At 50.5% G+C, this 13,619-nt stretch carries 6 protein-coding genes; 2 read left to right on the top strand and 4 right to left on the bottom strand.

Annotated features, from left to right (window positions below; all coding sequences use genetic code 11):
• Window positions 1-34: 34 nt before the first annotated feature.
• The 3 genes from KDW_RS05935 to KDW_RS05925 all read right to left on the bottom strand — a co-directional run bounded on the left by KDW_RS05935 (window position 35) and on the right by KDW_RS05925 (window position 7,366).
• On the bottom strand, window positions 35-1,861 hold the full coding sequence (locus KDW_RS05935) for a serine/threonine-protein kinase (RefSeq protein ID WP_151755105.1): 1,827 nt from the start codon (window positions 1,859-1,861) through the stop codon (window positions 35-37).
• Between the two features lie 161 nt (window positions 1,862-2,022).
• Window positions 2,023-4,299 (bottom strand): serine/threonine protein kinase, encoded by a 2,277-nt coding sequence (locus KDW_RS05930; protein ID WP_151755104.1) that lies wholly within the window; start codon window positions 4,297-4,299, stop codon window positions 2,023-2,025.
• A 373-nt stretch (window positions 4,300-4,672) separates the two neighbouring features.
• Entirely contained in the window at window positions 4,673-7,366 is a 2,694-nt protein-coding gene (locus tag KDW_RS05925; RefSeq protein ID WP_151755103.1) for a DEAD/DEAH box helicase, read from the bottom strand.
• A gap of 433 nt (window positions 7,367-7,799) precedes the next feature.
• Here KDW_RS05925 and KDW_RS05920 point away from each other — a divergent pair, with 433 nt between their 5' ends.
• Window positions 7,800-9,167 (top strand): glycine--tRNA ligase, encoded by a 1,368-nt coding sequence (locus KDW_RS05920; RefSeq protein ID WP_151755102.1) that lies wholly within the window; start codon window positions 7,800-7,802, stop codon window positions 9,165-9,167.
• 404 nt (window positions 9,168-9,571) lie between these two features.
• Entirely contained in the window at window positions 9,572-10,585 is a 1,014-nt protein-coding gene (locus KDW_RS05915) for an endonuclease/exonuclease/phosphatase family protein (protein ID WP_151755101.1), read from the top strand.
• Between the two features lie 72 nt (window positions 10,586-10,657).
• Here the strand turns inward: KDW_RS05915 and KDW_RS05910 are convergent, their stop codons facing one another.
• Window positions 10,658-13,258 carry a protein kinase domain-containing protein gene (locus KDW_RS05910; protein WP_151755100.1) on the bottom strand — a complete coding sequence of 867 codons (2,601 nt, stop codon included), beginning with the start codon at window positions 13,256-13,258 and terminating at the stop codon, window positions 10,658-10,660.
• Window positions 13,259-13,619: the final 361 nt, after the last annotated feature.

Here is a 13,619-nt window from a genome sequence, read left to right as displayed (position 1 = left end):
TTGGGCCATCATTTATGGCTGGATCCTGGCTAGCTCATCTATGCACCAGACCCATCTGCGTTTCAGGAGCCAGCGGTGTGGTTGCACTGATGGCATGCTGCTGAAAGCGGATTGATCCTCCCGCTGGTGGGGGAGTCATGGTCTGGATAAATGTATAGATGATTATGCTAAGCACAATCAGAATTACCACTGCAACCAGGAAGGCTATTTTCTTATATTTTTTTAGTAGCTCTTGCCAGGATGTGAATGATGCCTGTACTGGTAAGGCTCCTGTATCCTCTTTTGAGGTGGCGGTTCCTGCCAATACATTGGCTGTACCAGCATTCGCCCGCAAGCCAGATATTGCTTGTGCCTGTCCGCCTTGTTGGTTATGTTTTACTGCCTCTGCCGATGTTTGTCCGCCTTCTTTACCTGGTCTGGTAGCGAGCAAGGAAGCTGTATCTTTGTGCATGCCGCGCAAATTGGTTTTATGCGCAAGTCGTAACCCGGGTGGGACAAACATCTTCCTGGCACCTGCCGTAGTTTCCTCCGCAACTGGTGGTAGCGGTGTATGTGCTACACCTTGTTTGCCAACGGGTGTGTTAGGAACTGCAGGTGGTTTCTCAAATCCGATTGTTGGCGGCAAGGGTGTAACACCAATAGATGACAGGCCGTTATCAGGAGTTTCTGGACCGTCTTTAGCATCCAGTAGTGAGCCTTGCCCTGGCAAGGCTGAAGGTTGGGCATTCAACGGTTGCAAGCCTGGAATATTGATATCTGTTAAGATGCCAGAAAAAGATGGCAGTGTCATACTGGTCTGGGCCACGATATCCCGACGCCTGGCGCCCTCCGATGCAATTTTAGCTGCGGGGGGGACCTGTGGTGACCTGGCCATCTCTTTTTGTGGCTCAGGTTGTGAGACAGGTTCAGAGGTTGGACTCTGCCAGACAGGATCAAAGAGTCCGCGGCGTCGATTACCCGAGTCGCCGAGACCGCCCGATCCCGATCCATCTACCTGGACTCCGGCTGCTTCCAGTGCCAATCTGAAGGCGCTAGCCAGATCGCGGGTGCTGACATAGCGATCTGCAGGGCGTTTAGCCAGGGCACGCAAGATAACCTGTTCAGCCGCAGGAGGTAAATCTGGGCGTTGCATACGGGGTAGGGGTGGTGGCGTATGTAAATGTTGAAGCGCCACCTTCATCGGCGTCTCACCTTGAAAAGGCGGTACACCGGCCACCATATGATAGAGCAAGACTCCGAGAGAATAAATATCCGCCCGTGCATCCACCACACCACCGACCACCTGTTCTGGAGACATGTAATCAGGGGTCCCCATTGGCATACCGACCTCGGAGAGTGGATTTTGATTCATCTGCCCATCGGTAATAATTTTAACCAGGCCAAAGTCTGTGAGCAGCAGGCGTTTTTCCGGGGTCATCAAAATATTGGCAGGTTTAATATCCCGGTGTACGACTTTGCGCTCATGAGCAAAGTCCAGTGCTGCCGCCATCTGTTCTAAATAACTCACAATACGTGTGAGGGGTAGCTTCCCTTCATTGTCTAGCTCATCACGCAAGGTTCCACCGCTGACATATGGCATGACAAGATACGCCAGGCCATCTAACTCACCATATTCGTGGACAGGCGTAATATTAGGATGCTCCAATGAGGCGGCCGCATCGGTCTCGCGCCGGAAGCGTTCCAGGAACGCTTTATGTTGCTGCGGTTTGAAGGCCGTGATGGGTAGAAGAACTTTGACCGCCACCTGACGGCGCGGACGAGACTGTTGAGCCAGATACACTGCTCCCATGCCACCTCGTCCAATCACCTTTTGGAGCGTGCAGGTGCCAAGCACCTTTCCACATAATTCTTCTGCATTCATGAAAAAATTTCCTCTTTGCCGTCAAAGCTAGCTATACTGCTGTGACTGATCATAACCACCGTCCCAGAATACTTTCTCCTTTCGCTGTTATGGAGCAGTGTGTTTACTGTATATGCCTGCCATAACAGGGATATGATGAAAAGACAGTAGTAGCTGATGGTTTAGTTCCGCGTGAGCAAGAGATTCTTGAAGGCAACTTCGGTACCATTCATATTGACCGTCATGCCTACAGTACCATTTTTATAGGTATTATCCTGAAAGACTTTTGGTAATTTTTTTCCGTTGACGGTGACTGTAAATTTATCTGCATTCATGGCAATCTCGATGGTATTGGCCTGTTTGCCCAGATGAAATTCATTCCCCATGGCCAGCGTACCGTTTTTCACTGTGGTCCAGGGATTAGTCTGGCTATCATCGTAGCGCCACAATTTGTATTCTTTACCTTTCGTATTCGCGACCTCAAAGGTATAGAACGTGGTATTTGTTTTGCCATTTTTATTTTGCTGATTGAAACGGAAAATCATGCCAAAAGTGTTGCCTGCATCGTTATCATTGCCCTTGATTTCTTGCATCGTCAAGCGATAGGTTATGGGGCCATCATAGGATTTGCCGGGTAAAATGGCGCCACTACCTTTATCTCCCTGGACAGCAATATGATAAGCACCATTTTTAAAGCTATAAAGGTTAGCGGGATTCGTACGCCAGCCATTGTTATTTTTATCCAGGGGATCCGTAACAAGTATATTGGCGATTGCCTGTGCTGTAGCGCGCGCGCCCGGCGTATCGGGAGTAACTGCATTGGCGGTAGCAGCCAGGGATTGCTGACCATTGAGGACTGTTTTACTCTGATTCTGGAAAAACAGCAATATGCCCAGAGATGCCAGGACCACAATGACGGCGGCTGCTGCCAGTGCGGTTGGCATCCATGGCTTCATCGCCTTACGCTGTTTTTGTGGCTTCTCTTCTTCTTCTGGTTGGCGTTCGAAGGGCAAGATGCCGGTGATATATTGGCCTGGCTGGCCCGCAACTGGTACTTTCACGACTTTAACTGGATCATTGAGTTTAAGCGTGCCCGTCGATGTTCTTGTTTCTTGAAGCGCCAGGGCATTGGTGGGAGTTTTCATCATCGCACCATTACCAGGAAGTGCTGTAGGCGTCTGTGGAGACTCGCGGTTCCAGGATGGATGTAGCCCACTCCCGAGGTCATTATCTGTTCCGGTCATAGGGGATTTGCCGGTTCTGGAGAGCAGGCCGCTACGTGGCTGAGCATCCAGTGCAGCAGCATTTGACTTGACAGAGGCCATCATCCCTGTTCGACTTAAGAGGCCGCCAGTTGCCCGTGGCGATGGATTGTTCTGATTTGTTGCTGCAAACCCATTCTGCGCGGGCGGCATTGGTGGCATAGCTGCGCGATTAAGTAAATTGCCAGTGGCACGAGGAGATAAATCTGCTTTTGTCACTTTAGGCATCGAAGCAGTCTGGCGCATAGGATCAAACTGTCCTTTAGGAACCGCCATGCGTGAGGCTGTTGAGCCACTGAGCAGGCCGGCCCATGTTTGAGCTGCGCCGATTTGTATGCCTGAGTTAAGCAGGGCATTACGAAACGCTCTGGCCATATCCTCAGCCCGCATAAAGCGGTCTCCGGGGCGTTTCGCCATAGCGCGTAGCACCACCTGTTCGGCGGCAATGGGCAGATCCGGGCGTAACATCTGCGGGGAAGGAGGTGGTATCTGTAAATGCTGGGCGGCAATCTGCATCGGCGTCTCTCCCTGGAATGGAGTCGTGCCAGTAAGCATTTGAAAAAGAATCACACCCAGAGAATAGAGGTCCGCGCGTGTATCAACTTCCTCACCAATGACCTGCTCTGGAGCCATATAATCCGGTGTACCAACTGGTGCACCAGCACCTGTCAGACGTACCTGAGGGGCCTGCCCGGCGGCAATAATTTTGACCAGACCAAAGTCAGAGAGGATGAGGCGTCCTTCGTTTGTGACCATAATGTTGGCGGGCTTGATATCGCGGTGAATAACCCCGTGTTCGTGAGCAAAATCCAGGGCCGCGGAAAGCTGATCTAAATAATCCATCGTCTTTTGCAGGGTTAACGGCCCTTCGCGTTCCAGTTCATCGCGTAACGTGCCCCCTGAAACGTAAGGCATAACCAGATAGGCGATACCAGCCTGCTCTCCATATTCATGGACAGGCATAATGTTTGGATGTTCCAGAGAAGCGGCGGCATCAGTCTCGCGGCGGAAGCGTTCTAGAAATGCGGCTAACTGGTTGGCATTCAGCTGGGTTATAGGTAAAAGCACTTTTACGGCAACCTGACGCCGAGGGCGGGACTGCTGAGCGAGATACACTGCGCCCATGCCACCTTGCCCTACTAACTTTTGGAGTGTGCATGTGCCTAATGCCCTTCCAATTAATGCTTCTGCTTTCATCAAAACTCTACCCCTCTATTACAACTGGCGCTCACATGCCAGTCAGTACTAACCTTGGTTTTCCTCACCCTGCCTTCCCGACATACTTGTACCTTTGTACATATTAGTCAACTTCCATGCTTCTGACAATGAAATGGTAGTGCAAGCATGACCAAAGTAATGTCTATTACTGCGTCAATTTGTGCTTTCGTGCTATTTATTAGTAATGGATTAAACGGGAAATTTCTGATTTTATTGGGGGTGTAGGAAAGGCATTGTGTTTCAGTGGATTTCAAATTGCTGTTGACGATATGTCGAGACACACATTGTGTGCGAAAATATTTCATCAAGAATTGTCAGTAAATATGCGGCAATTCTTGATGAAATAGTGATATTAGAGATCGCCCACAAAGCTTTCAGTGTCTGATAAGCCCTGTGCATCACGGTCCTCTTCGGCATCCAGTGGGACTTCTTCTGTCCCAATCTGAACGGCCATCGAAGGAACGGTGCGGCTCTGCGCGATAATACCGTGCAGGAGTGAGGCGGCCGCCTGACCTAACATTGGGCGCAGGCGCTCCAGATGCTCACGCTGGCGCAACATCTGTTCGTTGCGCTTCGCCATATAATCAGGCGTATTCAGTTCATTATAAATGCCTTCAACCATGACAGGTGAAAGCTGTTGCCAGATCTCACGGTTATCGAGCACATGACCGACCGCGGATTGCAGTTGCTGGATCAGATCGATGCTCTGGTTCAGGATCATCATGATATCACCTTCGGCCAGTTCGATGCGTTTCATCAAGCCACTGAGCGTGGTCTTGCGTGCCCAGGCGAGGGCTACGCCATGGAACTCAGGAACAATGCCGGGAGTGAAGTTCACGCCTGCCCGCTCCTCGACACCACGCACATGTTGGATAATGTGCCAGAGTTCGCGGCGGATCTGCGCCAGACGATTATGAACGACATCGCGATTGTTCAGGCGACGATCATTGTCATAGGTAAACCAGCTACAGACTTCAGCCACTTCAGCGGCCGAAAGATCTTCCAGATAACCATTGGTCATCAGTTCTACCAGCACGATACCGGCGGGATGGAAGATATTACGGAGCAGGCGGCCTTTGACAGTCAGTTGCTCATCCTGTCCGATATGGCCCATAGCGCGCAGGGCGAAGATTGTCCCATCCAGTTCGGCTGCTCCGGCGCGACTGAGCGGAAAAGCACCGATCTTTTCGCGTCGGCGCTCAAGGGCACGTTCAGCCTCTACAGACGCGGCCCCTTTCTTCTTTTTGCCAGATTTGCGGGCCTTCTGATAACGTTTCTCCAGGCGTTGTAGCTCATTAATCTCCCAGAGCAGATAGCGCTGGTACTCACGCAAACTGGAGGCACAGATGCGGCGCAGGTGTTGTAGATCATTTGGACGCCAGAGATTGAGCACCGAGTTATAGCGAATCACAAATGAGCTGGTGACAGGCAGCATATCGCCCGTAATTTTTTGGAAGGAAGTTTCAAATGGCTCCCAGGGTGAGTATGGAATGATCGCGGATCCATGGACATCCATACCACGGCGACCGGCGCGTCCTGTCAGCTGTCGATATTCGTTAGGTGTGAGCAGGCGCATCTCCTGGCCATCAAACTTACTGAGACTCCCAACAATAACTGAGCGAGCAGGCATATTGATGCCCAGCGCCAGCGTATCGGTCGCAAAGACAGCGCGCAAATGTCCACGGGCAAACAGGGTCTCAACCAGCACCTTGAGTCCTGGTAGGAGTCCTGCATGGTGGAAAGCCAGTCCACGCGGCAAGAGACGCAGCAGAGCATGTACCTGCTGGAGGTTACGATCTTCTTTTGGTAGATGTTCCAGCCAGACCTCAGTCTCTGCGCGAATCAACTCTTCTTCTTCAGGTGTGGTAAAGTTGTGCTGCGCGGCGCTCATAGCGGCTTCTTCCACGACACGTCTGCCGGGGAGGAAGTAGAGACAGGGAAGCATCTTAGCCTCACGCAGGACCGTGAGGATCTCGCCCGGCTCTGGTGCTTTACGCTGTTGCAGGCGGCGTCCACGGGGCTTCTCCTGGCGGGCAGAATCACCTGTTGTTTGTGCCTCGCTGCTGGTACTGCTCTCAGGAATAGCGTTGTCATCCTCGGTTTTTTTGTCGGTATGTTCTTTGCCAGTTGTGCGAGGACGGGAACGTAAGCGTTCGCGCTCTTTGCGTGAGATGCGATGATCCTGGGGACGCAGGCCACGATTGCGCTTACGGCGTTCTTCCCATAGATCTGTCTCTAAATCGCTCTCTTCATCCTCGTCCTCATCTTCATCAAAGGAGAAAACGCGGTTGCGACCCAGCATCTGAGCCAGTTTGGCTTCTCCACCAACCTTAGGGAACTCCTCGATGCGATTACCATCGGCATCCTGGACAAGATGGAGTTTGCCATCCAAAAAGTAGTAATGTTCGAGCGGAACCGCACGTTGTTCGTGGGTTACCAGAGAGATTGGACGATGGACGCGGCTGATCCAACTGGCCAGATCCTCGGCGTTGCTCACGGTTGCTGAGAGTCCAACCAGTTGTACATGGTCAGGAGAGCAGATGATCGCCTCTTCCCAGACAGGTCCACGTCCTACATCGCTGAGGTAGTGTAGTTCGTCAAAGACAACAAAGCCCACATCGGCCAGTGATGAGGGACCCGCTCCCAGGCCAGCTTGTTCGCCACCTTTTTCGAGTAGCATATTACGGTAGACCTCGGTCGTCATAATAACGATGGAGGCGCGGCTGTGCTCCACAATATCGCCAGTTACCAGTCCGACTGCCTCTGTACCATAGACTTCACGCAGATCGCGGTACTTTTGATTAGAAAGCGCTTTTAAGGGGGTCGTATAAATGACGCGTTGTTTATTTTGTTGTGCACGCCAGATAGCGTACTCTGCTACAAGAGTTTTTCCTGTACCAGTGGGTGCCGCGACAAGCACGGATTGTCCGTGCGCCAGTTGCTCTATGGCTTCCAATTGAAACGTGTCAATAGGGAATGTGTAACGCGCGGCAAAGGCTTGTATGTCAGCCTGGTAATCGTGCTCGGTCACCACGTATTCTTCCATCTCTTCTTTAATTTGTTACCCATTATTTCTGCACTATTGTAGCACCTCTGATAGCCCTCTACAAGGTATGGCATATTGATACAACTTGCTCAATCCACACAGGTATTATTGTATTTCCACTTGCAAGTTCAAGGGTTCTTCGTTATACTACCTCTAAAGAATAGAATACAAATGTTTTCTGGTGTTGAGGAAGAGGAGTAGTCTGGTACAGATAACAGCGAGTCGGCAGATGGTGTGAGGTCGGCAATCTGAGACAGATGAAGGGCGCTTCTGAGCCGGATGCATTGAGAATAAGTGGCTTCACTGGTTGAGTGGAGAAGCAGGGTGGGACCGCGGATATTGCCGTAAAACGTAGTTGCCCAGGCATACGTTGGTATATTCGTCCCTGGGCTATAGACGCCTGGGGCATTTTTTTTGCGAGAGGAACCCACTCATGACACAGACCGAAAATCAGCCGGAGGTTAAAAATACTCCTCTGGTCCCCATTGAAAAAGTTGTTTCTTTGTCTAAACGCCGTGGCTTTGTATTCCCCAATTCTGAAATCTATGGCGGTGTCGCTGGATTCTATGACTTTGGTCCTCTGGGCGTGGAATTGCGCAATAATATTAAGCGCTATTGGTGGTGGTCAATGGTCCAGAACCACGATAATGTCGTGGGTATCGATGGTGCCACTATCACCCATCCTCGTGTCTGGGAGGCCAGTGGCCACGTTGAGAACTTTGTGGATCGCCTGGTCGATTGTAAGAAATGTAAACGCCGGTTCCGCATCGATCACCTGGATCCAGCGAATCTGGAGCAGCATAAATGTCCAAATTGTGGCGGCGAACTGACTTCAGAGCCTCGTGTCTTTAATCTGCTGATGGAGACCTATCTGGGCGTGGTAGAGGGCGACCGCATGAAGACCTACCTGCGCGGTGAGGCCTGTCAGAACATTTACCTGGATTATGATAATGTCGTTAAATCATCACGTGTCCAGGTTCCATTTGGTATCGCTCAGATCGGTAAAGCTTATCGTAACGAGGTCACACCAGGAAACTTCTTGTTCCGCCAGCGCGAATTTGAGCAGTGGGATCTGCAGTTCTTTGTTCATCCTAATGATATGGATGAATGGTATGAGTACTGGAAGAAATTACGCTTTGAGTGGTATCTGGGCATCATCAATCATAAGGATCGCCTGCGCTTCCGTGAGCATGGCAGTGATGAACTGGCTCATTATGCGAAGAAAGCGTTTGATATCGAGTATCAGACCGTTCTGGGCTGGCAGGAGTGGGAAGGTGTGCACTGGCGGCAGGACTGGGATCTGACACGTCACTCTGAGTATAGTGGCCAGGATCTCCGCTACACCGATCCGCTGACCAAAGAGCGCTACACTCCCTGGATCGTTGAGACCTCGGGTGGTGTTGATCGCAGTTTCTTGAATCTGTTGCTGGATGCATACGAAGAAGAGCCAGATCCGAATGGAAAAGAACCTCGTACGGTATTGCACCTGCATCCATGGCTGGCTCCGGTTAAAGTGGCTATCTTGCCATTACAGAAGAATAAAGAGGAACTGGTCTCGACTGCCCGCTCGATCCACCAGAATCTGCGCCGCTATATGGTTTCTCAGTACGATGATGTCGCCAATATTGGTCGTCGTTATCGTCGTCAGGATGAAATTGGAACACCATTCTGTGTGACCATTGACTTCCAGACCCTGGATGATCAGACCGTGACGGTACGTGAGCGCGACGGCATGACCCAGATTCGCTTGCCTATCAGTGAGCTCACCATGTATCTGCTGGATCGCGTCACCTGGAAATAACCAGGTAATTGCGCAGATAGTGGCCTGCTAGCGGTTTCAGCACATGTGGATACCTCCAAAGGGATATCCACATGTGCTTTCCTCACGCTTTCATGAATGAACAGATGTAAATCCCCATTGAGATGAACCTGGTACTTCAGTAGCCAGATAAACCTCTACCTTTCATGTTTTTTACGGCGTTTGCTATAGTAAAACAGGAATTGCCCGCGTGAAAATCGTTGGCGAAGGTCCCTCCATTGTCCGATGTTGTATGCTGATCGATAAATAACGCTAATGGCTGAGTGTAATATCTTCCACTGCCTGCGCATTGAAGGCTGAAGGAGGTTTTTATGAATGTTCTGATTGGCCTGTGTCATGGTGAAAACGCATAGCAATACTATTTCTGATAAAAAGGATCAAAATACATGACTCGTATCGTTTCATATAATATTCTTGCCGGGGGCTATAGCCTGCGCGAAAATGGTGCGAAAAGAACTGAACAACTGTTGAAGATCATTCGCTCGGAAAATCCCGATGTGGTGGGCTTTGCCGAGGGTATTAATCCTCAGATCTCTGGTCCACTGGTCGTACAAGAACTGGCTGACGCGCTGGGTATGCAGTTGATTAAGGGAGCCGAGACTGGTAATCGCGGAGATTATCAGACAGCCCTGATGACTAGTTTACCTGTAATCTCGGTGCGCCATCATGCCCGTCCTGGTATCCTGGCGCGACCGCTGCTCGAAGTATGTGTTGAGGAGAAGAATGGCCAGCCTCTAACGATCTTCGTGATCCATTTGTCGGCTGCTTTTAACCGGGGCTGGGCTGGAAATCATATTCGCATGCGTGAGATGCAGGAGATTCTGCAGATCATGGCCCCATTGCGTGCTGAAGGCAAGCCACATATGCTGATGGGGGATTTCAATTCCCTGGCTCCGAAGGATGCTTTTACCGCCAGTTCGTTATTGCGTTACGTGGTACGGCTGGATGCACGGCGCAAGAATATCACCCTCAATGATGGCCATCCCCATATTAACTCGGTGGTGCCCCCTAAATTACGTATGTTGATTCCTGTTTTGCGCCTGGTTGCGAAGAGTGATGTGCTTTGTAAGCTTTTTGATCTGGCGGCATATTTTTATGCACCGCGCGGCTGCATTCGACTGTTAGCGGGCCAGTATATCGATTGTTTCCGCCACGTCCATCCTCTCGAACTGGGCTTCACCTGTCCAGCTGCAGCTCCGGCCGGACGAATTGATTATGTCTTTGCTGATCCGATCATGGCTGAGCGCTTGTCTACGTGCCATGTGGTGATTAACGGGGAAGATGGCCTACCAGGCGACCATGCCAGCGATCATCTGGCGGTCGCAGCCGAATTTGGTGTTGGTGGGATCTCCAATGTGCCATTGACACCTCCAGTCGATAATGTCGTTTCCCATTCATAAACCCCATAAACAAAAGCACGGCTTGTAGAAGTATTTCTGCAAGCCGTGCTTTTGTTTATGGCTGAATGGTTGTTATTTCACCGCCGTTAAATCAAGCGCAGCCATATATTGAGTTTCGATATAGGTCTGGAGCGCACCAGCCGAGCCACGTGTAGGTTTGGCTGTGGTATCTGGTGGAATGATACGTCCGGTATAGGCATCGGCGGCCAGCTGTTTTAATTGCAGGGCTGCACTATGATTCTTAGGGTCGGACAGATTAGTGGCTTTTAATAACTGGACATCGTTTTCACGCATTGTTTGCAGCCACTCACGCAGATCGGTCAGACCGTTTTTGGCGTTCTGGATACGCTGCTGAAGATTTGTGTCGTTGCCTGCTGCTCCATTCAGTGCATCCAGATGTTTATCCAGAATATCTATATAGCCCGTATGACCAGGGGATGAAAGCAAGCCAACGGGGATATTGATCTGACTGGGTAGATTGTTGGGCAGATCGCCACTTGTGCTGGCGTATTTAGAACCATCGATCATCTCGATGATACGCGTTCCCTGGCGCCTGGCCAGGCCATAATCCTTGGTCTGATTCAGCGAGTCTACAATACTGGATGCCTTATCATTCAACGACTTGATAGTCTCAAACATATTTACCACCACAGAACTATTTGGAAGGCCAGGTGTGGTGTAAAGAATATTTTTGATTTCAGGTAACGTTGTTTTGTTAAATGTGCCCTGGTAAACAAGCTCTTTGCTGGGAATCGCTGGCTGGCTACCAGCGGTTTCCATGGTCACTTGAATGCCATTGGTATGGGCAATCAAGTTGCCATGGTTTTGATCCCCCGCATACATAAAGTCTATCTGTTTATTCTGTAAATCCAGTGCACCCAGCGGTAAGATCTTCTGGGTGTCTGTTTGTAACCAGGCATAATAGACTTTTCCATTGGCTGGAGCCGGAATATCCTGCATTGTGATGCGTAGCTGGTCATTATGATTCAGGGCATCGTCCTGGAAAAAGGCGGTACCAGGTCCCTGCGGTTTTGGCAGGGGAGTGGTTGCATTAGTGATGTTCGTGGCTGTCTGTCCGCCGTTGCTACCCGACCTGAGCACATTAGAGATGCCGATGCTGGCAGCTATCACGGCTATCACCAGGATGGCTGCAATGGCCATCACATATTTGTTTTTATAGACGGGTTGTCTGGCGGGTACTGGCAACGGCATCTGAGCTGATGAGAGCGGTGGTGTCTGTGGTACTGCTTGCTCAAACTGCTGTGGATATGCTCCACCCATTTCAGATTGGGATTGATAGGGACTTACCAGATCTGGTCCAGATGTAAATGAGTTGGCGTGATCGGGAGTAGTTGGAATCGAGCCGGGCTGGTCAAGTTTGTTGGGATCCACAACTGGTATCTGGGTAAGCGATGTTTGCCGTAAGTGGAAATGTTTTCCTGTCGGATTAGAAAGCGGACCCGAGGTACTGTCCAAAGACGGTAATGAGCCCGGATTGGGCTGCCTGAAACCGCCAGATGAGGTCTGTGCTGGTCGCGAGGATTGACCCGGGTTTACTGCAGTTAATGGACCCGAGTTTGGAAAGACCATCGAGGCTGAGACATCGGGATTGGCATTGAGCGAGGCCGGCTGTTCCTGTCCTGTCTGTGATTGTTGGCGGCTAGTAATATCCCCTAATGGACGCATAAAAACAGGTGACGCGGATGTCAGCGGTTGAGAGACGCCCAGAATGGACTGCATATTGTTCTGGTTCGGGCTGGATGAGGTCGGAAATTGTTGTATGCGGGTAGCAATATGTTGAATTGCCGGATGGGTTGCTGGTACGGAACAAGCTTCGGCAATCGCATAAGCCAGCTGGATCCCCTCGGCGAAGCGGGACTCAGGATCCTTAGACAGTGCCCGTAGAATGACTTGCGCCAGATTCGTGGGAATATTGGCATTTAATAACATGGGCGGGGTTGGCAACGTATTGATGTGCTGTGAGATGACGGCGAAAGAATTGTCTCCACGGAAAGGAACCGCGCCAGTACACAGCTCATAGAGAATAATTCCGAGGGCGTAAATATCGCTTTCTTGTTTTGCGGGCTGACCTTGAGCCTGTTCAGGTGATAAATAATGTGGGGCACCAAGGTAACTATCATTGCCTGCAATCTGGGTCAGACCTACATCGGTGAGCAGCGGCTCGCCAGCGGCAAAACGCGTTCGCTGCTGCTTGTTAAGCAAAATATTGGTTGGTTTGATATCGCCATGGGCGATCCCTTGCCGGTGGAGATAATCGACCGCTGCTCCCAGGCATGAGAAAAGATAGACAATATCTGTGGTTGATGGAAAGATACCTCGCTGGGCGGTCGCTTTTAAATAATCGCGAAGTGTATATCCTTCAATGTAGTCCATAACAATGTATGCGGTAGTCTCACGCGCCTCACCGGGACGCGAGACAGCAGCATCATAGACACTGACCAGATTCTCATGACGCAGGGTAGTCAGGGTCCTGGCGCCAGTGGTCAGGCGATTCAAGAAACTCGGGTCTGCTTGTAAATCGCTATGTAATAGTTTGATGGCAACGTCACGACGTTGGGCTAAATCACGCGCTTTCCAAACCTCCCCTACATGTCCACTTCCAATTTGTTGTAAGAGCTCATACTGTCCAATGCGGCGCGGAGATGTGCTCATGGCCTCCTCCTGTTCACCGACAACTTTCTTATCGGCAAAGTCTGTACTATCCCATTGCTACCATAACAGAGTTAAAGCAGACACTCAATTGTTTAGGATATCTATCCTACGTACACCGCTTGATCCCTGCTGCAAAAAAATAAGACGTGGAAAGATCTGTGTTTTCCAATGGTCCAGATAATACTATACTACTTGCTTAAGGCGATCGGTAGAGGGTAGGAGAGTGACGCAGTGAGCGTCCGCATTTTTTTTGTTGGTTCACCATTGCGTGAAATTCTCGCTATAATACATACAGTGTTTTGCAGCGGGTTATTCTGCTGAGAGCATACAAGCAATGCCAGAGGGGTATTGTACCAACACA

The organism is Dictyobacter vulcani, assembly GCF_008974265.1.
GTDB lineage: Bacteria > Chloroflexota > Ktedonobacteria > Ktedonobacterales > Ktedonobacteraceae > Dictyobacter > Dictyobacter vulcani.
This window is presented reverse-complemented; position numbering and strand designations above follow the sequence as displayed.